We start from the raw sequence: 25,658 nt of genomic DNA, 5'->3' as shown, positions 1-25,658 counted from the left end.
ATGGGAATAAATCTACTAGAAAAAACTGAACTTTGGATAAATAATATTTTCTTATCGAATACAAATTTGACGGATATCGCAAATGAAACTGCAAAAGTATTTGGAATAGATTGTAGTAAGGTTCTAGTAGTTGATGTCAGACCGGAGCATATAACTTTGGATATCCTTGAAAAGGACATCCCTACTGAGAACATTATTGGAAAAGAGAAGGAGCTTCTCGATGCAATATCCAGGATTGATGGGATTACAATAACAAACGAGACATACATACATTCAAACGGAATATTGGGCATGATATGTGCTAATACTGTAAATCCGGTAGAAATAAGCAAAAATGTAGATTCCATGGTACAGGAAATGAGAGAGAAGATTTCTAAAAGAGCGATCGTATTCCCAACTGGTTTTGAGTTAAAGAAAAATATGATTGAAGATACAAATACACCATATTTAAAAAGGATTCTGGAAGAAAGAGGGTTCAATGTAACTGTAGGAGATATTATTGAGGATGATTTCGATGAAATGGTATATAAAATATCGGATGCAGTTTCAAGAGCTTATGGGTTGATAATAACTACAGGCGGTGTAGGTGCGGAGGATAAAGACAAAACAGTTGAGAGTGTACTCGAAATTGATCCAGCTGCTGCAACGCCATATATTGTGAAATTCAAACAAGGTACAGGCAGACACGTTAAGGATGGAGTCAGGATAGCAGTCGGAACAGTAGGACCATCGATGATAGTATCTCTTCCTGGACCGAATGATGAAGTGAAAGTAGCAACAGAAGTTCTAATGAATGCTATAGAGTCAAATTATGATAAGAATACCACAGCGGGGCTTTTGGCAAATGCGCTAGCTGAAAAGATTGCTAATAAAAGATTTCATCATCATAAGTAATATGCCGGTTCATTAAGACTGTGTATATAGATGACAAAAACCTGAACTTTAATTCACAAATAAAGGAGGAACAAGATGAAAAACATTACAATGCTTGCTGTTGTTGACGAAAATGTATGTACAGGATGCAAGATATGCGAAAAAGTATGTCCTGTGCTTACAATAAAAGTTGTCGATCGAAAGGCGAAGGTTGACAATGATGCTTGCACAGGCTGCAGTAACTGTGAACAAAGATGCCCCTTCTATGCAATAAAGATGGTGAAAAGAGATGAACCGATTCAAATTGGAGTAGATGTATCAAAGTTTGACCAAGAAGAAATCAGGGAAATGTGCGAGAAAGCACACCTTAATCCTCAGCAGACTCTCTGTTATTGCGTAGGAGTAAGAGCCGAAGAGGTTGCAGCTGCTCTAATAAGTGGGGCTAAGACACCTGAAGAAGTCTCGGCAATGACCGGAATGCGTACAGGTTGTACTATTGAGTGTATCCAACCGCTTCTTAGAATGGTTGAAGCTGCTGGTAATGAACTGGTTCCAATTAAAGGTGGCTGGCAGTGGTATGGTACAACTGCAACTGCATGGACAATACCAGACAAAGTTAAGGAAAAATATGGAAGCAGAGGATTCTATTTTGAAGAGGATCGGAAGCTTCTTGATGAAATAGTTCACACAAAGAATAGTTAGATCCTAAAGGAATTGAAAGGAGAGAAATATGGAGAATTTTTTACATGCACCAATCAGACCAATTGAGCCAAAGACGTCTCAGTATGGAATTGATCCAAAGCTTGTTAAAACAAGGATTTCCGAAATGCCAGGCATGGTATCGATTAAACTTAAGGAAATTTTTCCGGATCTTCCAGATACTATTTTTCCAACAGCTAACAATGAGGAGGCGATAAAGGAAGTATACAGGGCTGCAGTCGACTCGCTGAGGCAGATTGACATGAGCAAGATAAAGTCTGAACATACAGTAAACATACTTGCATCCCATCATGGATTCACGCTCTATGGTGGCCAACCATATGCTGAACTTCTAAAAGCAATAAAGGATGTCGTTTCTGAAAAGACAGGCTGTACAAACATACGGCTAAGAGCTGGTGTTGGAATGAGATTCAGAGAAACCGAAGAATACATCAAGAGATATGGTCTAGATACCTATTTTAATGGAAAAGCAATAGGAATGGCTCCTGTTGATGAAGGTATTCCCATTGAGACGGAAATTGGTACCCTGTATGGGTTGAAAAAAGTATACGATGCAACATGGATTATTCATGCACATCATACAGATGTACGTGAAGTCCACTTTCACAGACAGGTTGACAAGGCGGTCAAACCTTTTGGTATGTCATATGCAAGAATAGAGACACGAAGCACATATCATCAGAACTTAGGACCAAGAGCAGCAAACTTTACAGCGAGAGCAATATTTGACTCGGAATTTGTTCAGAGTAAATTTGCCTTTGCTTCCTTCTTGAACGTTGGACCTCATGGAATCATTGGTGTAGACTCTGATGCGGACCTTTATGCTCTGAATGAAAGGGCTACCTTCCTAGGTTGCCAGTACTACGGCAAAATAATGACACTGTTCGGTGAAATTGACGAATGCATTGTTGCTCTAGACTTTCCGTGCCCAGTACCATATGTATTTTCTGCTGGCGTCATTTACGGTAATTTCGTGGGAGCAAATACAGATTTATATGATATGGAAACTCCACTTCCTGCATATACGTGGTATACAGAGGCGTTCTATAACAAACATGAGAAACCTATGCTTGATAGCATTCCTCCGATGAATCCTGCTGTTAAGATCTGTGTTCATAACTACGCATGGCTTGGGTATCCATCAGCATTTTTCTCAAAGCATATCCCGACACTTGTGGTTGGTCAGACACAAAGTGACCTGTTCGATACGGACCCGCTAAATCAGGATTATATGACATATGCAAGCGTAGTTAAAACAGCTGAAGCCGCAATGAATTTTGCATACAATGCATCAGGGACTGATAAGGTTCTGATATTCGATGGAGCAATGGCTGGAATGAATGTTAGTAAGTCATTGGCTGAATTCCTTGTTGAGAAGGCTCCGCAAGTAAGTGAAAGAGTTGATAAAATCCTGCTGCCAAAATGGTTAAAACAAAGAGGGGTGGATATTTCCATCCTCGATAAGCTGAAATTGAAGTAATTTGCGCTGTGTTAGCATAAATGAATGAGGGTGTCACTTCCGAGTACAGATAGCTCAGATGCCCTCATCTGTCCAATAATATAAAACACTGTAGCAACCTGGATATGATCAGAAATCAAAATTCCCTATATCGTTATATCAACAGGTCAAATAAAATAAGAGGAGTAAAAGAATGAGCAGTGTAACAGCGGCATCCAACAAAAGAAGAATAATTGAGGAAGGACCAGGATTCAAATCTGGACTTAAGGATCTCAGAAAATATCTAAGTTCAAAGGCCATAACCACAGGATTTGTGGCAGCCGTATTCGGATGTACAGGACCTGCACTTGTGACAATAAAAGCAAGCACAAGTGCTGGATATACAACTGAGCAGACGGTATCCTGGATATTTGGAATATATGTATTCGGTGGCTTGATTAGTCTTTTAATGGCCCTGTACTACAAGCAACCAATTGTGGGAGCGTTTTCTATTCCTGGAGCATCAATGCTCGCGACTTCATTGATTGGATTCACATTCAACGAGGCGGCTGGAGCCTTCATAATGGCTGGAGTTATAGTTCTTTTGCTAGGATTATCAGGATTGATTGGGAAGGTAATGAAGTTCCTACCTCTGCCGATAGTTATGGGAATGATAGGCGGAGTAATGCTTAGATTTGGAACAGGAATAGTGACAGCAACAGTTGCACTACCTATAGTTTGCGGCGCTGCTATCGTCGGATTTTTTATTACACCTAAGCTAGGGAAAAAGATTTCTCCTATACTTGGAGCAATACTTTTTGCAATAGTAGCAATTATGCTAACTGGTGGTTTGGATACAGCAGGTCTTGATTTCAAGTACATTCCACCACAGTTTGTTGCTCCAAAATTTAATGTCGCAACGATACTTTCAGTTTCAGTACCTCTTGCAGCGCTGGTAGTTGGAGCTGAGAATGCTCAGGCAATTGGGGTTCTATTTGGACAAGGCTACAAGACACCTGTTAACGCCATGACTGTGGTCAGTGGAATAGGTGGGATGCTTTCCGGATTAGTAGGTGCTCATAATGCGAACATCGCTGGTCCAATGACAGCAATCTGTTCGAGCGAAGAAGCGGGTGAGGACAAAGCAGGAAGATATGCAGCATCAGTAGTAAACGGAATATTTTTTATGTCATTCGGATTGGTAGCAAGCTTTGCAATTAGTGTGATTAAGATAATTCCAGCACCTTTAGTAAGTGTCCTAGCTGGACTTGCAATGATCAGCGTTCTGATAGGTTCTTTTAAGGATGGATTTGGAACTGGCAAGTACAAGACTGGAGCATTTGCAGCGCTAATAGTTGGAGTCAGCGGAGTAACATTCTTCAGTATCGGTGCAGCATTCTGGGCTCTTGTTGTTGGTATAGTAGTATCTCTTATAGCAGACAGGCATGATTTTCAATCAGATAAGTAAAGCAGCTGAATAACCTTTAGGCGGCATTGGAGGATATAATGAACGAAGTAGTAAGAGGTAGAATCTCGAGACTTAAGTCTGAGCTTGATGTACTTGGCTTAGACGCAGCTGTGATAATGGATAGAGAAAATATCATCTATTTCTCAATGCTTACAGATATTGAAGCGGGTTCAATTATTATCCCGCGAAAAGGTGATCCTGTTTTTATATGCCTCTGGCTTGACGCAAGACATGTTAGAGAAGTTTCAGGAATGAACGTTGTTCCATACTTTTTCCCGGAAGAGAACATCAGCAAGAAGACAGCAGATGTTATAAACGGGCTAGGCATAGACAGACCTAGGCTGGGCTTCACAAGATACTTCATATCGCTAAAGGATTTCCAGTGTCTAAGGGACTTTGTTAATGGAGTTTATTTTGGAGATATTGCCGAAACATGTTATAAGATACGTTCGATTAAGGATGAGAGTGAAATTGAACTAATTTCTAAGGCTGCAGAATTTTGCAGGATTGGAATGATGGCTGCTACAAACTTTGTAAGACCTGGAATCAGGGAGACTGATGTGTTGGCCGAAGCCGAATATGCAATGAGAAAAGCTGGATCAGAGGGACCTTCATTCAGAATGCAAGTCCTTAGACATGACAGGCAACAGCTGGTGCATCCGTACGCTGGTGAATATTCTTTAAATGACAATGAACCGGTAGTCATTCATCTTGGCGCAACTTACAAGGGCTATACTGCGAAAATGTGTAGAACGGTATTTCTTGGAAATGTTAAAACAGAAACAAAAAAAATATACAATGTACTTACAAGAGCTCAAGAGCTGGCAATAGAAGCTGCTAAGCCGGGGGCTACCGCCGGTGAAGTCTATGAGGCTGCGTATAAGGAAGTCCATGACAATGGTTATGCAAAATTATTTCTTCCGACAATAGGGTACGGAGTGGGTATTAGGCAATCAGAATTTTATCCAATAATTAGTAAGGATTCCGGCCAGATTCTTCAGGAAAACATGGTCATTGACCTGCTTCTTCCAACCATATACCTTGCCAACGTTGGAGGACCAAGAATAACTGACACTATTCTTATTAAGAAGGAAGGATGTATTAATCTAACTGACAAATAACAAATGGTGTTTATCAGGTAGGATTCTCTGGCTGCATGATTTGTCTAAATAATGCAGCTGGGGAATTATCATAAGTTCTTACTTCAATAGTGATACCATATATATGATTCTAGTATTAATCTATTTTGACTCTAAGTTATTACGCAAATAATTTTTTGCTTCGGCAATTTCAAATCTGCTTATTTGCAAAATTTCCTATACATCCAGTGTGATGCTGTCTTCGTTACTATTTAATTGACATGGAAATGTATGGATCTTTAGGAAATTTAAGGCTCATCAATATCAAAATAAATTGCTAACTCATTCTAATCAAAGCGCAACTCATTTATGAGAAAGGGGAGGGTAAAATGCCAATAACAAAGGAATATACTTACGAAGAATTAGCCAATTTACTCAAACAGGCAGAGAGGACTTGCATACCTGTCAGTGCGATATCAAAGGAAAATCCTGAAATAGAGATATCTGATGCATATGCGATACAGCTCTTGAATATCCGTAAAGAAGTAGTTGATGGAAAAAAAATAACCGGAAAAAAAATTGGGTTGACTTCACTTGCAATGCAAAACCTGCTTGGAGTCAATAGACCAGATTTTGGACATCTTTTAGATACCATGGAAGTGAAAGATGAAATTGTGGATAGAAGGAAACTTTTGCAGCCAAAGGTTGAAGGTGAGCTTGCATTTGTTTTGAAAAAAGATCTTGCAGGACCTGGCGTGACATCGAAAGATGTGATTGATGCTACTGACTATGTCGTACCATCAATTGAAATTGTTGACTCAAGAATTGCTAATTGGAAAATAAACATCATTGATACGGTGGCGGATAATGCATCATCAGGCATGTATGTTGTAGGTAAGGAGAGAATAGACCCTTTAAAAACAGACCTCCTATCAATTAGAATGAAGCTATTCAAGAATGGTGAGTACATAAATGAGGGAATTGGAAGCGATGTTTTGGGGGATCCTGCTACAGCTGTAGCATGGCTTGCAAATACTCTTTCCGAATTTGGTGTAAGTCTAAAAAAGGGAGAAATAGTATTATCTGGTGCTTTCAGCGCAGCGTTAGCAGCTGAAGCCGGAGATGAGTTCACAGCAGTGTATGAGAACATTGGAGAAGTCAAAGTAAAATTTATTTAATAGTACTAAGGAGATTAAAATGGAGAAAATTAAGGTAGGTATTATAGGTCCTGGAAACATTGGTTTGGACCTGTTGAATAAAATACAGAGAAGCCCATTACTTGAAGTTGCTACAATAGTCGGAATTGCTGAATCTAAAGGAATCGAATACGCTAGGGAGAGAGGCATTGACGCTTCGGCAGACGGAATCAGCCACCTCCTTGAAATCGAAGGAATTAAAATTGCTTTTGATTGCACTAGTGCCTCTGCACATCTTGTCAATGGTCCTCTTCTGAAGGACAAGGGGATTTTCACATTAGACCTTACTCCTGCAGCGATTGGACCATTCACTGTTCCTGCGGTCAATCTAACAGAGGAAATGCTGGAACAACCAAACCTCAATATGGTTACCTGTGCAGGTCAAGCTACGACACCTATTGTATATGCAATAAACCAAGCGGCTAATGTTAAGTATGCTGAAGTAATTTCTTCAATAAGCTCAAAAAGTGCAGGTCCTGGCACTAGAGCGAATATTGACGAATTTACAGTCACAACTAAGAAAGCGCTTATGGACGTAGGTGGAGCGGATAATGCAAAGGTAATAATCGTGCTTAACCCGGCAGAACCTCCAATATACATGAGGAACACAATCTATACGATTGTGGAGAATCCTGACATCGATGCCATAAAGAAATCAGTGGATAGCATGGTTGAAAAAATCAAGGAATATGTACCAGGCTACAGGTATCTTCTCGAACCAATTATACAGAACAATATTGTTACTACAATGATCGAGGTGGAAGGACTGGGAGATTATCTTCCGGTTTACTCTGGTAACCTTGATATAATCACTGCAGCTGCAGTGCATACTGCAGAGAAGTATGCTGGAAAGCTAATGGGAGGAGCAAATTAATGGCTAAAATATATCTAACTGATACAACCCTAAGGGATGGAAGTCATACAGTTTCCCATCAATTTTCTCCTGAGGATGTGGCTAAGGTAGCAAAGGCACTCGATGAGGCTGGAATTGACCTGATTGAAATCGGACATGGTGATGGCCTTACAGGATCAACAATAAACTACGGATTCTCTAACTACAAAGAGCTGGATGTGATCAGGGCAGCCGCCGGGGTTGTAAAGAGAGCAAAGGTTACAGTTCTTCTGATTCCAGGGATTGGATCTGTTGAAGACCTTGAGGAAGCAGTACATGCAGGAGCAACTGCAGTCAGGGTGGCTACTCATGTGACCGAAGCCGATGTTGCAGAGCAGCACATCAAGGCAGCCAAGAAAATGGGTCTCTGGACTGTAGGTTTCCTTATGATGGCGCATATGGCTGATGCTGAGAGAGTGCTGCAGGAAGCGAAGAAGATGGAAAGCTACGGGGCTGATGTAGTCTATTGCACTGATTCAGCAGGTGCAATGCTTCCAGCTGATGTTACCGAGAAGATTAGCCTTCTTAAGGCAAATCTCTCAATCCCAATCGGCTTTCACAGCCACAACAATCTGGGACTTGCAATCGCCAACAGTATTGCAGCCGTAGATGCCGGTGCCACTTATATCGATGGTTCACTCTCAGGGCTTGGAGCCGGAGCTGGAAATACTCCGACTGATACCCTGGTTGCAGTGTTTAACAGGATGGGTTTAGAGCATGGAGCTGACCTATATAAGACTATGGACGCGAGTACTGAAGCATTGGCACCCGTGCTTTTGTCTAAGGGAGTAACTGCACAGACTAACCTGGATGCACTTATTTGTGGGTATGCTGGAGTGTATTCAAGCTTTATGCTACATGCCAGAAGAGCTTCGGCTCGGTTTGGTGTAGATTTAAGAGACATACTTATTGAGTTAGGCAGAAGGCGTGCTGTTGGAGGTCAAGAAGACTGGATAATTGAAGTCGCAAACGAGATTGCTCAAAACAAAGTTAAATAGATTATTTATGGAATCAGGTTAAGTAAATCACTTTAAGTTTTGCTATGATTGCCGAGGCTTTTATTTATACTTGATTGGAAGGGATATCATGGGAAAAAAGACACTTTATATTGAGTGCAATTCTGGAATTGATGAGAGAATGTTAATTGCGTCATTACTAAACCTAGGCATAAGTGAGGATTTGCTAAAACCTGTAATTGACAGTACTGGATTAGAAGGGCTTGAAATAGAGGTTGGGAAGACGAGTCTAAATGGATCGATCTCTCATTTCTTTGAAATATCTAGAGAATCTGAATGCGAAATTAATAATGTTAATTATCGTAAAATGAAGGCCAATGAGATTTACGATATTATCAATAAAACAGATATATCAGATTACGCAAAGAGGATTTCTATAAATGCTGTTAATTCAATATTGAAAGCAGTTACGGAAACTTGTTATTCAAACATCGAAGGATTTGACAATGATAGCATCATACTGGATAAGGACATTCTGACAATAATTGTGGCAGCTTTTTGTGTCGATCAATTGAGTGTTGACGACGTCATTATTTCCGAGATACACGAAGGAATTGGGACTAGAACGAACAAGGGTAATATTGTTTCAATACCTTCACCTCAGATTGCAAGAATACTGATTAATAGTCAGCTTTCAGTCAAATTTGTTGATGTAGCTGAAGAATTATTATCTCTAATTGGTACTTCAATTATTTCAACATTGACCCAAAAACAAAGGACTCCGAGGAGTTGTAGGATTTTAAGTCAAGGAATTGGCTCGGAGAAAGATGAAAGCACAAAGCAAATGAGAGCTATGGTAATTGAAGAAGATGAGCCGCAGGTGAACAATGAGACTTGGATATTGGAAACAAACATTGATGATTCCACAGGTGAAAGCCTGGCGTTCACAATGGAAAAACTACTTGAAAGCGGAGCCAGAGATGTGTTTTTCACACCGATTTTCATGAAGAAGAACAGGCCAGCATTCAAGCTTTCTGTTACATGCCATGGTGATTCTGTGAAAAAAATGGAATCAGTAATATTTAAAAATACTACGACGATAGGCATTAAGAAATATAGGATAGAAAAGACAGTCCTAGAATATTCGATAATAAATGTGGACACCAGATTTGGTTCAGTTAGAGTAAAAGCTAGTTCTCATGAAGATATGAAATATTATTCTCCAGAGTTTGAAGACATAAAAGCAATATGTAACATTACTGGTAAAGGCTTTAAGGAAATTTCAGAAGTTGTTGAGCAAGCAATTTATGAATGCTTCAAATTCAAGAATTGAACAGGATAATAACCGTATCAGAGAAATCACTTTCCTGGTACGGTTATTTTCATGGGTTATTTGTTAAATAATTAACCTGGGAGTATAATGGTCATATGATTTGATTTGGAGGCGCTGCTCATGAGACTGCTGGATTTTTCAGAAGCAAACTGCAAGAACTGCTACAAATGCGTAAGGGGCTGTCCTGTTAAGGCCATAAGGTTCAGGGGCAGCCAGGCTGAAATAGATGAACAGAGGTGCATAGCCTGCGGAAAGTGCTTTGTAATCTGCCCCCAGAATGCAAGGAACATCGTAAGCGATACTATGAAGGTCAAACAGGCTATAGGTGAAGGGAAACAGGTGAAAGCCCTTATTGCACCATCCTTTGCCGGCTTCTACAGGAACAGAGGTGGTTTCCTTACAGCACTAAGGAAGCTTGGTTTCAGTGAGATTATTGAGGTAGCTGCCGGAGCGGAAATGGTGACCGAAAGGTACAGAAGGTTCATGGAAGAGAATGACCCCAAATATGCCATATCAAGCTGCTGCCCTACAGTCTACATGTACATGAGAAGATACACCCCGACAACTGCTGAATATCTTATGCCTGTCGTGTCACCGATGCTTGCTACAGGAAAGGCAGTTAAAAGGGATGAAGTGGATTGCTTTACAGTATTCATAGGACCGTGTCTGAGCAAGAAATGCGAGATGGTGTCCTATGGAAACGAAGGCATAATTGATGCGGTTCTTACACTTGAGGAGATATCGCATTTGCTGTCTGAGGAAGGACTTGATCCGGAGGTCCTTGAACCATCAGTGCCTGATGTGACTGCTGGAAAACGAGGAAGAAGATATCCTGTCGCAGGTGGAATAGCCGAGGGTCTTTCCGGAACAATTGACAGGATGGGCTATGATGTCATAAAGGTGGAAGGTATGACAGAAATCAGGGAGGTTCTTAAGGAAATTGAGGATGGCAGCCTGGATAAGGCATACATCGAACTTTCGGCCTGCTCTGAGTCCTGTATCGGAGGGCCGTGCGTACCGGAGAATTCCCTTCCTGTTTTTGCTAGGAAGCAGAATGTAAAGAGGTTCTCGGTAATGGGATGGGAGTCTGAAGGAAGGGCTCTACTCGATGGGAATATAGACATAAGCGGTACCTACGCACCAACTCCTATAGTTTCAAGGGAATATCCGGAATCAGATATTGTCGCTACTCTTGCAAGGATGGGCAAGTTCTCAAAAGGTGACGAGCTCAACTGCAGCGCATGCGGTTATAATTCCTGCAGGGACAAAGCGAAGGCTGTACTTGAGGGGATGTCTGAAGTTGAGATGTGCCTGCCGTTCATGAGGACAAAAGCGGAGCACATGTCAGACATCATATTCAGCAATTCACCTAACTATATTTTCCTGCTTGATGAAGAGCTGTGCATACATCAGATGAATCCTTCAGCTGAGATAGTTTTTGGAAGACGTATCGATGAGGTAAGGGGCTTCCCCATAAGCTATGTTGCAGATGACGCCATATTTGAAGAAGTTGCGAAATCAAAAAGGAGCAACCTGAATAAAAGGACCGTATACGACGAATACGGGATCGTAGTGGTCCAGAGCACTGTATTCCTAGACAGCTCAAACCAGCTTCTCATAATCATGTCTGATATAACAGATGAGGAAAAGAGGCGGGATGAGCTACAGTCTATGAAGGAAAGGACACTAAAGATCGCACAGAAGGTAATTGACAGGCAGATGACTGCAGCACACGAGATCGCCAGCCTTCTTGGAGAGACCACTGCTGAGACGAAGATAGCATTAGACAAGCTCAAGGAGCTGGTCCTCATGGAGGGCGAGTAGATGGGGTTCTTTCTTGACACGGCGTACAGAAGCCTGAAAAAGCACGGCGAGGAGCTATGCGGAGACCAGGTAGCGATGGAGAGGATCGGGGACAGGCTCATAATCGTTATGTCTGACGGGCTTGGAAGCGGAGTAAAGGCCAACATACTTGCAACACTCACGTCAAGGATTGCAGTCACAATGCTGAAGGAAGGAGCAATCCTTGAGGAGACGGTTGATACCATAGCAAGGACTCTCCCGGTCTGTTCAGTAAGGAATCTTGCCTATTCCACCTTCACAGTCATTGAAGCTTTTGAAGATGGAAGAGTCCACACAGTCGAATTCGACAATCCTGCATATATACTTACGAGGAAAACTGAGTCTGGAATTCCGGAGAAGACCATGAGCACAATAGCTGGAAAGTCCATATGGGAATCAGATTTTATCATGGATGACGGTGACTGCCTATCTGTCGTAAGTGATGGAGTTCTTTATGCCAGTCAGGGGATGATCCTGAACCAGGGATGGGGATGGGAGGATGTAAGGGATTTTCTGAAGGATAGCGCACGTGCTGAAAAAAGCGCCAGCGGAATTGCTCTACAGCTCAGCGTATTTTGCAACGTGCTATATGATCTTAAGCCGGGTGATGATGCCACAGTCTTGACTTTAGCGGTGAGAAAGAATGAAGGGCTGACAATTTTCACAGGGCCGCCACTAAGAGCTGAAGATGACAGAAGGCTTGCTGATGCATTCCTGAATGCTTCCGGGAAAGTGGCTGTATCAGGAGGTACAACAGCAGCTATCCTTGCTCGTGAGACTGGAAGGGAAATCGAGGCTGAAATCAGCGATATGGACGAATTGGTGCCGCCGACCTCAAGGCTTGAAGGCGCTGATATCGTGACCGAGGGTGCCCTGACTCTCGCAAGGACTGCTGACCTCCTTGAGGAGTTCCTGTCACCGACAGATGATGACATATTCCTTAAGCTCAGGAAAAGGAACGGGGCAGCAAGGCTTGCAAGAATGATAATAGACTCCACTGACATTACCATATGGCTTGGAAGTGCGGTAAACCTTGCAAATTCTGATACTCATATTAGATCCTTGGATGTCATGAGGATAATGGAGGCAGCTAAGTCACTTGGAAGAAATACAAAGCTTGTGATGATATAGAAACAGCCGGCACCAAAATGCCGGCTGTTCCATATCTATTAACTTTTTTCCCTATACCGATGCTAATTGCTTTTTTCACCAGGATCAAATACATAGCCTATCTGTTCCCAGTCCTGGGACATTGATTTCATCATAACTGCCAGCCATATGCGGATTCCGATTCCAAGGATAGCTGCCACGGTAATGAAGAAAGTGTCTGAAAGCACCAATGCGATGCAGAGTGCAACTGCAACAGCAGCAAGAACTATGGATGAGATACCGGCCCTTGATACATAGAAAGGATAGAGCTCTGTCTTGCCGTTTGAATGGAAGGTTTCAGCGCTTGCTTCAAGGATATTTGCAGCAAACAGCATTTCCATCAATGTAAAAATTACTGGTGCGAACTGGAGAAGATCCAATGCTATTCCTGAATTGAAGGAGCCAAGGGATAATAATGAGGCTGTGAGTGACCAGATTGCCATTGCACCTGATATCTTCCTGGACTTCATGAATTTCATGTTCTTTGAAATGTCATACAGCTCATAGCATGCGGATGATACCATCCACCAGCCGATGAATTCAGGCAATATCCTTATCATACCCAGGTTTATGTGGAAGGTGGCGAGGATTATTCCCCAGAAGAGCCTGTTGTACTGATCCTTCATCATACCTCACCTCTCGCCTTCAGATAGCGTATGGCATTCCATGTATCCAGATTCCAGACGTCCTTTGATATTGGATCAAGCATTTCGACTTGCTTGGCTCCATCAATGCCAGTGAACACCAGCGAGGGTGTCAGGCTGAACGAGCTCATGGCTTTGTAATTGAATTCATCCTGTCGGATCCTTGCGCTTAAGGTTATCCTTTGTCCTTGCAATATCTCGGTGCCTTCAATTCTATCTAGAGGCAGGTCATTGACCCTGACATCAAAGACCTCAGTCATGATTTCTAATGATTCTGCTTCAAGGCCTTTGATTGTGATGTCTTCCATAGCCTGATATTCCATATCTGAGTAACCGTCAGATGAGGAAGATGTCCGCATCCTCTTAAGCTTGTCATCTGTGCTTCCTGCATAAATGCTGATCCTTCCGAGGTTAACGCTTATTTCAGTACCGTCACTGAATAGGATCACAGCATTTTCAAGTGTCCTTATGTGACCTTTGCTGGTATCGGTATACCCGTTCACCAAAAGCTGGACGGTTCGCAAAGTGTAACGGCCCACTATCTGACCTTTATCAGGCCAGGAGTTCTCATATGAGATTACCTCGAGGTCCTCAGCACCCTGGAACGAGACTGCAATAACATTTCTCTGGTCTGTGCTGTTGGCAAGGTAATGCAGTGACAGATAATCTGCTGAATAATATCCGTTTGTCGGATAAACTCGAAGGTCCTTGTAGTTTTCGATGAACACAGGACGATCAAGCCTTAAGATAATTACAAGTGATAAAGAAACAACGAGCGCAACTGCTGCGAGTACCTGGCTTAATATAAGAATTTTCCTGTTGCGTGCCATAAAGCCTCCTCAAAGTTCATATACTACATTATAAAATTATGATATGTTGAAATCACCAAAATTTCAACTGAATACATAAAAGTATATATAATATAATAAATGTTCCTTCTACCTTATTTACTTATATTGAGGAAGTTCGTATTATCACTATTTATTAATGTGATATAATTAAGTTGCAAGGCTATGTCGGTTTCGCTTCAGTGCTTTGGATTTAATGGTTAAGATTTCTGGCAGAGCCGCAATGGCATTCTTCATTGAACATATCGAAACGTTGAAATAATGAATGGAGGTAGCAATATGTACAATTTCAATGAGCAAGGAAAGTTCGAATCACACGATGCTGCGAAGGAACACTCCCAGAATATTGAAGGCAGACTGCCTTACGATGGACACGGCAAAAGTGCCAAAGACAAGGCCATCGGGATTTTTACGGTTATTGCTATGATTGCGGGTGTAATCCTGCTTGCTTATTTCATGAAGGGATAAGGAAGGGTGCATGCTTTTATCTCCATATCGGATTTTCGTGATCCCTACTGGATAATTTATGCCGCCTTTAGGTATAGGGGATTCTTTGGAGTCCCTTTTATAATGTCAAATTTTCGAAGAGACTGCAGAAATACTATATTTCTGCAGATGGAAGCTCCTTCACCAAATCTTCACAATGCAAGGCTATATTTGGTAGCATAGATTAAGTGTAATTATGCGTAAGTTGCGATAAAATACAATCAGGATGCGAATGGGGATGATTTGATGGCTGAGAGGATACTTGTAATAGATGATGAGCAGAACCTGCTTCAGGTGGTAGGAGACTATCTGCGGAAGAACTCTTTTGAGGTTTTCACTGCGGACCGTGGCAGGAAGGCTCTTGAAATGTTCGATGAACTGGAGATAGATTTCCTTATTCTGGACCTTAATCTTCCTGATATTTCGGGTGAAGAAATTTGCAGGGAGATAAGGAAGAAATCTGACATTCCAATTCTGATGCTTACGGCAAAGACGTCTGAGGAGGACAAGGTAAAGGGACTATACCTCGGAGCAGACGATTATCTGACGAAGCCGTTCAGTCCAAGGGAGCTGGTCGGAAGGGTAAATGCGATACTCAGAAGGACGAGGAACAAGGGCAGCATGTCTGAAATCTACTCGTTCAGAAGTGGAGACCTGGTCCTGGATAACATGAGAAGGGCAGTTTCAAAGAAAGGAATTGAGGTAAGCCTTACTCCTAACGAGTATAAGATACTCCATGCTCTGGTTCAGTATCCCGGGCAGGTTTTTTCACGGTCGAGGCTCGTAAGTGCGGCACTTGGCTTCGATTTTGAAGGCTATGACAGGACCATCGATACACATATAAAGAACCTGAGGCAGAAGATTGAGGATGATTTTCGTGATCCAACCTACATTCTGACTGTATATGGTGTTGGCTATAAATTCCAGGGCGGTGAGAAATGATAAGGATAGGCAGGCAGCTGGGAAGATACTTTGCGCTTGTATCCATGACGTCGGTGCTGCTGATAACAGTTCTTTCAAATATAGGAATGAACATATTCTTCACCATGTACCTTAGAGACTCACAGAAATCAGAAGACATAGCCATATCTGACTATGCCACTGAGCTGCTGCATGAGGATGGACTTCTGGATGAGACCGACCTCATGAGCATAGAACATTATGCTTTCACCATGTCTGCAGAAGTAATCATGGAAGATTCTAATGGCAAGGTCATTATGAGCACCAGGGAGCCATCTGAGGCACCGGATGGAGAGTTGGGAAGAGCTGACTACATGGATACAGAGAAATTCGGCTACAAGGAGTACTCTTATGGTTCCATGGAGCCCGGAGAGGGTAAGATTGTAATTGGAAGACCTAAAAGCATATTTTCAGCGTCACCAGACAGGAATTTCCTTATAACAATAAACCTGATTTATCTGGCGGCAGCGGGTATCTCTTTAATAATCGGATTTTTACTCAGAAGAAGAGTTTCAGGAATGTTCCTTAACCCGATCTACTCCATACAGAAAAATGCAAAATATATCGAAGATGGCAATTTCAGGGGAGTCATGGATGTTGAAACTAATACGATCGAGCTTGATGAGCTCTCCAGGTCGATAAACAATATGGCCCTGAAGCTGGAGCAGCAGGAGCGCCTCAGGAAAAGGCTGACATCTGACATCGCACATGAGCTGAGGACCCCGCTTTCAACAGTGAACAGTCATCTTGAAGCCTTTATCGATGGGGTATGGGAGCCAACGACAGAAAGGCTTTCCGTACTTCAGGACGAGATACGGAGGCTTACCAATCTCATCAAGGACCTGGGTGACCTCTCATACATGGAGAGCGGTGAGATAAGACTTGCGACTAAGGAAATAGGACTTTCAAAGCTTGTGGCAAATATCGTGGAGAACTTTGAACCGCTCTTTGCGTCTGATGGCAAGACCATCACCGCTGATATTGAAGAAGATATAATCACAATGGGTGACAGCGACAGGCTGAACCAGGTGTTCATAAACATTGTCGCGAATTCACTTAAGTATACAAACCTTGGCGGTCATGTAAGGGTGACTTTAAAAATGAATGGGGATGAAGCACTCGCGACAGTCACAGATGATGGTATAGGCATTAGCGTTGATGACATTCCATTCGTATTTGAAAGGTTCTACAGGAGCGACAGGTCAAGAAGCAGGGAGACTGGCGGTAAGGGCATAGGTCTAACAATTTCGAAAGCCCTGGTTGAGGCCCACAGGGGAAGCATATGGATTGAGAGCAGGGACAGTGAAGGCACGACAGTGAATATCAGTCTGCCGTCAAAGAAAGGTTAAAAAGGCAATGAGGAGAAGCGCAGACCGCTTCTCCTCGTTGCCTTTTGTCTTTAGTTTTAATTATTTGGGGGGTAATGTGTGCATGTCACAAAATGGTAATAATTAGTTCAATGTAAATACATGAATTCTGAATATTATAAATATAGTGGAGTATTATAGTATGATGTTTTAAGCTTCAGAATCAAGGGAGGGATTCTTTGGTACAGTTGTTTCTGTAAATTTCCATTTGTCGCAGCATGCATGACAAACGGAAGGTTTCTTTTGATTGTTTCTCAAATGAAAACGTAATAGGATGAGGATGTAAGGATTATCCAATATCTTAATATCAAATTAATAATTAGGAGGAACAGAAATGGAAAACCAGAATGTCGGTTTCAAAGCCAAGGTCCAGAAGTTCGGTACATTCCTTAGTGGAATGGTCATGCCGAACATGGGAGCATTCATCGCATGGGGACTTATTACTGCATTATTCATCGCAACCGGTTGGCTCCCGAATGAGGAATTTTCTAAGATGGTATCGCCGATGCTTGTTTATCTTCTGCCGATACTTATAGCTTATTCAGGCGGTAAGATCGTATACGGTGAGAGAGGCGGAGTAGTTGGTGCTGCGTCAGCAATAGGTGTCATCGTAGGTTCATCCATCCCAATGCTTCTTGGAGCAATGATGATGGGGCCACTCGGCGGATTCCTGATAAAGAAGATCGACCAGATGTTTGAAGGCAAAGTAAAAGCCGGATTCGAAATGCTCATAAACAATTTCTCTGCCGGTATACTTGCAACGCTTCTGGCACTGCTCGGATATGTAGTTGTAGGACCAGCTGTCGAGGCTCTCAGTAACTTCCTTGCATCAGGTGTTGACCTGATAATGAACATGGGAATCCTTCCTCTTGTACATATATTCATAGAGCCAGCAAAGGTACTGTTCCTTAATAACGCAATCAACCATGGAATACTCGGGCCTCTTGGAGTAGAGCAGGTTGCACAGAATGGAAAGTCCATACTGTTCATGCTTGAGTCAAATCCAGGTCCAGGACTTGGAGTACTGCTTGCGTACATGCTTTTCGGAAGAGGAATACCAAAGGCTTCCGCATCAAGTGCGGCAATCATCCACTTCCTTGGCGGAATACACGAGATTTATTTCCCGTACATACTCATGAAGCCAATACTTCTGCTTGCAGTAATCGCCGGCGGAATGTCAGGAACACTCATATTCACAATATTTGGTGCAGGACTTGTTGCAACACCTTCACCAGGATCCATATTCGCTTATGCGGCTATGACACCTAAGGGCAACTACGTAGGAGTATTCCTCGGTGTAGCTGTGGCTGCGGCAGTATCCTTCGTTAGCGCTTCCATCATACTCAAGGGATCAAAGCAGAAGGATGAAGACCTTGATTCTGCAGTATCCAAGATGGAAGAAATGAAGGGAAAGAAGAGCAGCGTTTCAGGACTTATCTCCGGAGCTGCAAAATCATACAAGGATGTCAAGAAGATAGTATTCGCCTGCGACGCAGGAATGGGATCATCAGCAATGGGAGCTTCCATACTCAAGAAGAAGGTAAAGGATGCTGGACTTGATACTATCGTAACCAATACATCAATAACCAACCTTCCTGATGATGTCGACCTTGTCGTAACTCACAAGGACCTCACAGAAAGGGCTGCACAGAAGTCTCCGAAGGCAATACACGTATCAGTGGACAACTTCCTTGGAAGCCCAAGATACGATGAGATCATTGAAGAGCTGAAGAAATCAAGGTAATATTAAAGATAAGCAACGGACATAAATGAATAGGGGAGGTGCTGTGATTGTATATAACAAGCCGTGAAAGGTCCATGTCAGGGATCCTTCTGGAATCACAGCACCTCTTTGTTTCAATTCAGAGCCTGGCAAAAAAGCTTGATGTATCTACAAGGACCATTCAGCGTGAAGTGAAGATGCTGGAGGACACCTTGGCAAAATTCGACCTTGCCCTTGAGAAGAAGGCCAACGAAGGGATAAGGCTGACTGGGAGCGATGAAGGGCTTAAGAAGCTTAGAGATGAGATCAGGGCATATTCAGACTATGAAATGGGGAGAAGTGAAAGAAGCCTTTTTATCTTCCACGAACTGCTTGAATCCGGTGATCCGCTGAAGACAATGACTCTGTCAAAGGGATTCTCAGTTTCAAGCAAGACGCTTCAGCAGGACCTTGAGCACTTCGAGGAGGAAATCAGGAACACAAGACTTTCACTCATAAGAAAAAGGGGCTATGGGGTTGAACTTGAAGGTCGTGAAAAGGACAAGAGGATGGCCTTCGTAAATATGGCCATGCAGAGAATGGAGCTTATGCAGGTCTTTTCTTCAAAGGAAGGGGAATTCCTTTCACTTGATCCGAAAGAGAAGCTGCTCGGAATATTCGATCCTGGGCTTTTAAGGCGAATCGAAGTCAACATTCTTGAAAAAACCGGGAATTTGCCATATAAGCTTACTGACCTTTCCCTGCTTGAAGCCATGCTGCATACCTACATGTCTGTAGAGAGGGTGAAGGGCGGGAATCCTGTCGACAGGAAGAAGCACGGTGAAGGTCCCGAAGAGGTGGCTTCCAGAGCGATATTCAGAAGCCTGGAAGAAGAGCTTGACCTGAAGTTTCCTGAAGACGAGGCGTATCTTCTGGCTTCGGTTTTAAGAAGCGCAAAGAGGATAAGCGAAACCGACATTGAGAATGTCATGGGACTCACAAGCCTTGCAAGCGTTTTGATTGAAGATGTGACAAGGACAACCGGGTATTTTTTCAGCAAGGACAAGAAGTTCCTTGATGCACTGGTATCGCATCTTGAACCTCTTTTCAACAGGATAGCGGAAGGAGTCTTCGTATCTAATCCTATCAAGAAGGAAATCAAGGAGGACTACTCGGTCCTGTTCGGTACTATTGGGACTGTGCTGAAGGAGAAATTTCCTGAGCTTGAGTTCAGTGAGGACGAGATAGGATTCCTGACTCTACATTTCGCTTCAGCAATAACTGAGTTCAAGGAGGTACCGAAGGTTGCGACTCTTGTAGTCTGCACCAGCGGGCTTGCCACTTCGAGGATGCTGACGAAGAAGCTGCTGATGAAGTTCCCGCAGCTGACTATTATCGAGCAGGGCTCCATAAGGGAACTGCACAAGATGGATCCAAAGGAATTTGACCTGATAATATCAACTGTAGGAATCCATGATGCAGGGTTTGAATACATACTTGTCAACCCGATGCTTTCTTCAGACGATGAGCTGAAGCTGGAAAAGGTCATCAACCAGAAGCTCCTGTCTTCCACCAGGAAACGGGATGAAGGCCTCAGGGAATCAAAGCTGTCTGAACAAGGACTCCTAAGGACTATAGAGATTGTCACGGATGCAGGACAAGCTGTAAAGGAGATAATCGAAGGATTTGCAATAAATGAGACAGCTGGCAGGGAAATAGGACATGTGCTGAAGAACATAGAGGATGACCTTGGGAGTGTGCTTGGATCAGGTATTGCAAACGAATCAATATCAATGCTGCTGGAAAAGGAAAATTCTACTGGCAGCGGCATACCGGAATCGGACATCACGCTCCTTCATGGGAGGAGCAGCAGTCTTGACAGGATGGTATTCAGGATGTACAGGAACAGAGGTAAGGTTAAGGTAAGGGGAATGGATTTAAAAATGATGGAGTCAGGAACCTTTCTCCTTCTTCTGACACCGGAGGTGCTGAGCGGGCCAAGGCTTGAGATGGTAAGCGCTTTAAGTGTTGCACTGCTTGAGCGGGATATAAGGAAAACATACGAAGAAGCTGATCTGAACAGAATACTCGCCATGGTTGAAAAGACACTTGAAGCGGCGTATTCTGATATCATAAAGAGAATATGGAGGTAGAAAATGAGCGGTATATTAAGAGAAGAAGGCATCCTGTTGAATCAGGAAATTGCAACCAAGGACCAGGCTATAAGGATGGCCGGCGAACTTCTGGTTAAGAACGGTTACGTAAAGGAAGAATACATCGAAGAAATGCTAAAGAGGGAGGAAATCAGCACAACCTACATAGGCAATGACATAGCAATCCCTCACGGAACTGAGAATGCCAAGAATGAAGTTTTAGAGTCTGGAATCAGCGTAATACAGGTACCTGGCGGAGTGGATTTCAACGGAGAAAAGGCGAGGGTCATATTCGGAATCGCAGGTAAGGACAATACGCATCTCGAGATACTGTCGAACATCGCCATACTCTGCTCCGACATGGAGAATGTCGAAAAGATAGTAGCTGCAAAGACGAAGGAAGAGATACTGGCACTGTTGGGAGGTATAGAATAATGAAAGCGCTTCATTTCGGTGCAGGAAACATTGGAAGGGGATTCATCGGACTCATCCTCAGACAGAACGGCTATGAGCTTACTTTCGCTGACATCAGCGATACGCTTATTGACGAGATCAAGGCAAAGAAGGAATATGACGTAATCATTGCTGATCCTTCAGGAAAAGTCATTCACGTCGATGGAGTCGATGCAGTTCACAACGTCAAGGAGGCTGACAGGCTGAAGTCCCTCGTAGAGGATGCAGACCTCATTACTACTGCGGTAGGTCCATCCATTGTGCCAATAGTCGCTAAGACAATCGCTGAAGGTATAAAAGAAAGGCTATCGAGTCAGAATGTCAAGCCACTCAACATAATCGCATGTGAAAATGCGATAGGAGCTACAGATAATCTCAAGGAAGCTCTTTATGGCTACCTCAGTGAACTTGAGATAGGCATTGCAGATGTTGCCATAGGATTCCCGAACTCCGCCGTTGACAGGATAGTGCCTGCCCAGAACAATGCAAATCTTTTGGACGTAAAGGTTGAGCCGTTCTTTGAATGGGTAATTGAAGAGAAAAAGCTAAGAGGAGCTCCCCCGAGACTTGAGGGTGTCCACTATGTTGATGACCTGATTCCGTATATAGAGAGGAAGCTGTTCACAGTGAACACAGGCCATGCAGCTACTGCATACCTTGGTGCACAGAAGGGATTCACTACAGTATTCGATGCCATAGGAGATCCCGAAATCGAGGCTTCAGTCCGAGCCGTACTGGACGAGACATCCCAGTATATAACCGGCTACTACGGATTCGATAAAGTTGAACATAGCAAATATGTAGATACCATTATAGGAAGGTTCAAGAACCCGGATATTTCCGATGACCTTGAGAGAGTCGGACGTTCACCGTTAAGGAAGATATCAAGGTATGACAGGTTCGTTAATCCTGCGCTGAGACTTCTCGACATGGGAATCGAACCAAAGAGCATTGCAGGGGCAATTGCAGCTGCACTGAAATTCAGGGCTGAAAGTGACAGGGAAAGCCTGGAGCTTGTAAAGTTCGTAAAAGAAAATGGAGTAAGGGAAGCGCTCATAAAATACAGCTCACTTGCACCGGATTCGAAGCTCATTGACCTTGTTGAAGAAGCATACAACTCATAGAAAAATGCCGCAGTTCAAAAGACTGCGGCATTAAAATTTAGAACAGGTCCTTTCCTACCGCTTCAAGAAGCAGCTCATAAATATCCCTGTGTGTCTTCTTGATTGCGACTGGTCTCAGGCTCCTGTTCAGGAATGCGTGGCTTGTTGCCCCCACAGTCCTTACATCGCCTGTTTTCTTGTCAGAAACCGTATATTCCATGGTCATCCTGACTGGTGTAAGGCTTATGAGCTTCGGGGTAATGTAGACTATGTCGCCGTACCTGACCATGGACTTGTATTCAGCTGAAGCCGACAGCACGGGAATGATCAGTCCCTGGTCCTCCATGTCCCTGTATGGCATACCGAGCTTTCCAAGAAGGTCCACCCTCGCTTCCTCAAACCATCTGATATAATTCGAGTGGTGTATGACTCCCATCATGTCTGTCTCATAGTACTGGGCTGCATGTTCATATTTAATAAGCTTATCCATATAATTATCCTCCAAGGCTTTCTTATGAGTGCATATGGATATATTGTAGCCGAAAAAAGCTCAGAATAAAACCGGGTGATCATGAACACAAATCATGATGAAATGGCAGGGGAGATGGTGATATAATGTTCATGATTGAAAAGATTGCCCGGTAGGGCTCATAAAGGCGGGATAATCCTATGATAAGATTCAACAACGACTACAGCGAGGGTGCTCATCCATCGGTACTTGAGAGACTTGTGGATACGAACATGATTCAGACTCCAGGGTATGGTGAGGATGAGTATTGCATTCTGGCTGCAGATATAATCAAGGACCTGTGCGGGAGTGAGGACTTGGATGTGCACTTTCTTGTCGGAGGCACACAGACTAACCTGACACTTATTTCAGCTGCCTTAAGACCTCACCAGTGTGCGGTGTCTGCAGCTTCAGGGCATATCAGCACCCACGAGTCAGGTGCCATAGAATCAACAGGACACAAGGTGATGGAGCTTCCTTCTTCAGACGGGAAGATAACCGCAGAGGCTGTAAGGAAGGTTCATCTTGACCACGTCAATGACGTAACACATGAGCATATTGCCCAGCCAAAGCTTGTATACATTTCAAATCCTACTGAGCTTGGAACAATATACAGCAAAAAGGAGCTTCAGGACCTGAGCGATGTCTGCAGGGAGTATGGTCTCTATCTTTATATGGATGGTGCAAGGCTTGGTTATGGCCTGACCTGTGAAGGGAATGACCTTGACCTTAAGATAATCACCGAATGCTGTGATGCCTTCTATATCGGTGGAACCAAGGTTGGAGCTCTGTTTGGCGAAGCTTTAGTCATAAAGGATAAAGTTATAAGAGAAGATTTCAGGTACATAATAAAGCAGAAGGGCGGACTTCTTGCAAAAGGAAGGCTACTTGGGGTTCAGTTCCTTGCCCTGTTCGAGGATGGCCTCTATTTCGGAATATCTGCCCATGCCAACAGGATGGCGGCAATAATAAAGGAAGCTCTGACAGCTGCAGGCTGCGGATTCCTAATCGATACTCCAACAAACCAGCAGTTTCCGATACTTCCTGATGAGGTGCTTGAGAAGCTTGGAGAAAAATATGCCTACTCATTCTGGCAGAAGGCGGACAATAACCATAGCGCCGTGAGGTTCTGCACCAGCTGGGCTACAAGGGAAGAGGATGTAAAGAGCCTTGCAAATGACATTACTGACCTCATGATGTCAGGTAAGGTCTGAATACAGATTTGACCAGATATGCAGCATGTGGTTAAGATTAGTATGTTCTATGGATGTGTCATAATTGGATTGTTATTCTATTGAGACAATTGCTGTGATAAAACGGCACATGTAAAAAAGGCTTTAAAGCAGCTGTTAAGATAATATATGGAAGAAAAAACGCCTCAACTTAAGGCGTTTTTTCTTTATGGAGTGTATCATAGGCAGCTTATTAGACTGCTTATCTTGGCTTAAGCGTTCTCTTTCTTAGTCTCTTGTCTTATCCTTTCAATCTCGTCAGCGAGAATTGGAAGGATTTCCAGGGCATCTCCAAGTATTCCGATGTTGGCAGTCTTGAAGATAGGAGCTCCGGGATCCTTGTTTATAGCTATAATGAAGTCTGATTTCTCCATTCCTGCCACGTGCTGTACTGCTCCGGATATTCCGCAGGCGATATATACCTTAGGTCTTACTGTCTTTCCTGTCTGGCCGACCTGGACATCTTTCTCCATGATGCCTGCATCGACAACGGCCCTTGATGCTCCGACTTCGGCGCCTATCTTGTTTGCAACATCCCTGAGTATCTTGAAGTTGTCTCCGATTCCTCTGCCTCCGGAAATTATAAGGTCTGCCTTTGCAATATCAACGCCCTTATGAGGTTTTGGTATTACTTCGAGCACTTTAACCTGGTCCTTTATTCCTGCAATCTCAACTTCCTTCTTCTCGATCGTGAATTCTCTTGATGAATCCGACTTAAGCGGATCCATGACTCCAGGCCTTATCGAGGTCATCTGTGGCCTTGTGTTTTCACAAACAATGGTTCCGAACAGGTTTCCTCCAAAGGCTGGTCTTGTGACATAGAGGAGGGAGCTGTTCTCGTTCTCGGGATCGAATTCAAGCTTCGTGGCATCTGCTGTAAGACCGGTGTCGCATCTTGCAGCTAGTCTTGGTGCAAGGTCCCTTCCAAGCACTGTTGCCGGGATGAGAAGGATGTCAGGCTTTACTTCGTCAATCATCCTTGACAGGAGAGTCGTATATATTTCAGTGCTGTAGTGTTTTATGCCTTCATTCCTGAGGTTTATTACCTTAAATGCTCCATGATGTCCTGCCTGTTCAAGCGCCTCATCCGAAACATTGCCTATCACTGCTCCGACTACGTTGTAGCCCAGGTTCGGCCTGCCCGATACCAGCTTGTTTGCCTCTCCGAGGAGTTCAAGGGAAGCATCATGTATCTTGCCGTCCCTTATCTCGCAAAAGACGTATATGTCCTTGTATTCCTTAATATTCATCATATC

The 25,658-nt window shown here is 43.3% G+C and carries 23 protein-coding genes; 19 read left to right on the top strand and 4 right to left on the bottom strand.

The annotated features are described in order from the left end of the window. The 11 genes from J2Z34_RS05610 to J2Z34_RS05560 all read left to right on the top strand — a co-directional run bounded on the left by J2Z34_RS05610 (window position 1) and on the right by J2Z34_RS05560 (window position 12,928). Window positions 1–894, top strand: coding sequence for a molybdopterin-binding protein (locus J2Z34_RS05610; RefSeq protein ID WP_209458889.1), 894 nt, complete (start codon window positions 1–3; stop codon window positions 892–894). Window positions 895–969: 75 nt separating this feature from the next. Next, window positions 970–1,575 (top strand): (2Fe-2S)-binding protein, encoded by a 606-nt coding sequence (locus J2Z34_RS05605; RefSeq protein ID WP_209458888.1) that lies wholly within the window; start codon window positions 970–972, stop codon window positions 1,573–1,575. Window positions 1,576–1,603: 28 nt separating this feature from the next. After that, window positions 1,604–3,073 (top strand): hypothetical protein, encoded by a 1,470-nt coding sequence (locus tag J2Z34_RS05600; protein WP_209458887.1) that lies wholly within the window; start codon window positions 1,604–1,606, stop codon window positions 3,071–3,073. A 172-nt stretch (window positions 3,074–3,245) separates the two neighbouring features. Then, the gene (locus J2Z34_RS05595; protein WP_209458886.1) at window positions 3,246–4,499 is read left to right on the top strand and encodes a benzoate/H(+) symporter BenE family transporter; all 1,254 of its coding nucleotides are present in this window, start codon (window positions 3,246–3,248) and stop codon (window positions 4,497–4,499) included. 38 nt (window positions 4,500–4,537) lie between these two features. Then, a complete protein-coding gene (locus tag J2Z34_RS05590) occupies window positions 4,538–5,620 on the top strand; it encodes a M24 family metallopeptidase (RefSeq protein ID WP_209458885.1) in 1,083 nt (360 codons plus the stop codon). 347 nt (window positions 5,621–5,967) lie between these two features. After that, window positions 5,968–6,756: a 2-keto-4-pentenoate hydratase gene (locus tag J2Z34_RS05585; RefSeq protein WP_209458884.1), complete on the top strand. Its 789-nt coding sequence runs from the start codon at window positions 5,968–5,970 to the stop codon at window positions 6,754–6,756. A gap of 19 nt (window positions 6,757–6,775) precedes the next feature. Further along, a complete protein-coding gene (locus tag J2Z34_RS05580) occupies window positions 6,776–7,648 on the top strand; it encodes an acetaldehyde dehydrogenase (acetylating) (protein WP_209458883.1) in 873 nt (290 codons plus the stop codon). Beyond that, window positions 7,648–8,664 (top strand): 4-hydroxy-2-oxovalerate aldolase, encoded by a 1,017-nt coding sequence (dmpG, locus tag J2Z34_RS05575; protein ID WP_209458882.1) that lies wholly within the window; start codon window positions 7,648–7,650, stop codon window positions 8,662–8,664. The genes J2Z34_RS05580 and dmpG overlap by 1 nt, the downstream gene beginning before the upstream one ends. 88 nt (window positions 8,665–8,752) lie before the next feature. Further along, window positions 8,753–9,955: a nickel pincer cofactor biosynthesis protein LarC2 gene (larC2, locus tag J2Z34_RS05570; protein ID WP_209458881.1), complete on the top strand. Its 1,203-nt coding sequence runs from the start codon at window positions 8,753–8,755 to the stop codon at window positions 9,953–9,955. Window positions 9,956–10,075: 120 nt separating this feature from the next. Next, a complete protein-coding gene (locus J2Z34_RS05565) occupies window positions 10,076–11,779 on the top strand; it encodes a [Fe-Fe] hydrogenase large subunit C-terminal domain-containing protein (RefSeq protein WP_209458880.1) in 1,704 nt (567 codons plus the stop codon). Further along, a complete protein-coding gene (locus J2Z34_RS05560; RefSeq protein ID WP_209458879.1) occupies window positions 11,780–12,928 on the top strand; it encodes a SpoIIE family protein phosphatase in 1,149 nt (382 codons plus the stop codon). Between the two features lie 62 nt (window positions 12,929–12,990). Here J2Z34_RS05560 and J2Z34_RS05555 read toward each other — a convergent pair whose 3' ends face one another. Together J2Z34_RS05555 and J2Z34_RS05550 are read right to left on the bottom strand one after the other, a co-directional pair. Beyond that, a complete protein-coding gene (locus J2Z34_RS05555) occupies window positions 12,991–13,575 on the bottom strand; it encodes a hypothetical protein (RefSeq protein ID WP_209458878.1) in 585 nt (194 codons plus the stop codon). Further along, window positions 13,572–14,420, bottom strand: a complete 849-nt coding sequence (locus J2Z34_RS05550) for a hypothetical protein (RefSeq protein ID WP_209458877.1) — start codon at window positions 14,418–14,420, stop codon at window positions 13,572–13,574. Before J2Z34_RS05550 ends, J2Z34_RS05555 begins: the two co-directional genes overlap by 4 nt. Before the next feature lie 297 nt (window positions 14,421–14,717). On the opposite strand from J2Z34_RS05550, the gene J2Z34_RS05545 reads away from it, so the two are divergent. From J2Z34_RS05545 to J2Z34_RS05515, 7 genes are all read left to right on the top strand, one after another. Next, a complete protein-coding gene (locus tag J2Z34_RS05545) occupies window positions 14,718–14,906 on the top strand; it encodes a hypothetical protein (protein ID WP_209458876.1) in 189 nt (62 codons plus the stop codon). 264 nt (window positions 14,907–15,170) lie between these two features. Continuing rightward, a complete protein-coding gene (locus tag J2Z34_RS05540) occupies window positions 15,171–15,866 on the top strand; it encodes a response regulator transcription factor (protein WP_209458875.1) in 696 nt (231 codons plus the stop codon). Beyond that, window positions 15,863–17,233: a sensor histidine kinase gene (locus J2Z34_RS05535; protein WP_209458874.1), complete on the top strand. Its 1,371-nt coding sequence runs from the start codon at window positions 15,863–15,865 to the stop codon at window positions 17,231–17,233. Before J2Z34_RS05540 ends, J2Z34_RS05535 begins: the two co-directional genes overlap by 4 nt. A 352-nt stretch (window positions 17,234–17,585) precedes the next feature. Beyond that, on the top strand, window positions 17,586–18,995 hold the full coding sequence (locus tag J2Z34_RS05530) for a PTS mannitol transporter subunit IIBC (RefSeq protein ID WP_209458873.1): 1,410 nt from the start codon (window positions 17,586–17,588) through the stop codon (window positions 18,993–18,995). 47 nt (window positions 18,996–19,042) lie between these two features. After that, entirely contained in the window at window positions 19,043–21,106 is a 2,064-nt protein-coding gene (locus J2Z34_RS05525; RefSeq protein ID WP_209458872.1) for a BglG family transcription antiterminator, read from the top strand. A gap of 3 nt (window positions 21,107–21,109) precedes the next feature. Beyond that, on the top strand, window positions 21,110–21,541 hold the full coding sequence (locus tag J2Z34_RS05520) for a PTS mannitol transporter subunit IIA (protein ID WP_209458871.1): 432 nt from the start codon (window positions 21,110–21,112) through the stop codon (window positions 21,539–21,541). After that, window positions 21,541–22,683, top strand: coding sequence for a mannitol-1-phosphate 5-dehydrogenase (locus J2Z34_RS05515; RefSeq protein WP_209458870.1), 1,143 nt, complete (start codon window positions 21,541–21,543; stop codon window positions 22,681–22,683). Before J2Z34_RS05520 ends, J2Z34_RS05515 begins: the two co-directional genes overlap by 1 nt. Window positions 22,684–22,720: 37 nt before the next feature. On the opposite strand, the gene J2Z34_RS05510 is transcribed toward J2Z34_RS05515, so the two are convergent. Further along, complete coding sequence (locus tag J2Z34_RS05510; RefSeq protein ID WP_209458869.1) at window positions 22,721–23,152, bottom strand: acyl-CoA thioesterase; 432 nt, start codon at window positions 23,150–23,152, stop codon at window positions 22,721–22,723. 179 nt (window positions 23,153–23,331) lie between these two features. On the opposite strand from J2Z34_RS05510, the gene J2Z34_RS05505 reads away from it, so the two are divergent. Further along, window positions 23,332–24,384 (top strand): threonine aldolase family protein, encoded by a 1,053-nt coding sequence (locus tag J2Z34_RS05505; protein ID WP_209458868.1) that lies wholly within the window; start codon window positions 23,332–23,334, stop codon window positions 24,382–24,384. 230 nt (window positions 24,385–24,614) lie between these two features. Here the strand turns inward: J2Z34_RS05505 and J2Z34_RS05500 are convergent, their stop codons facing one another. Continuing rightward, window positions 24,615–25,652: an electron transfer flavoprotein subunit alpha/FixB family protein gene (locus tag J2Z34_RS05500; RefSeq protein WP_245250530.1), complete on the bottom strand. Its 1,038-nt coding sequence runs from the start codon at window positions 25,650–25,652 to the stop codon at window positions 24,615–24,617. Window positions 25,653–25,658: the final 6 nt, after the last annotated feature.

It is taken from the genome of Youngiibacter multivorans (genome assembly GCF_017873395.1).
GTDB lineage: Bacteria > Bacillota > Clostridia > Clostridiales > Clostridiaceae > Youngiibacter > Youngiibacter multivorans.
The sequence above is the reverse complement of the archived record's forward strand: the minus strand, read 5'-3'. Positions and strand labels throughout refer to the sequence as shown.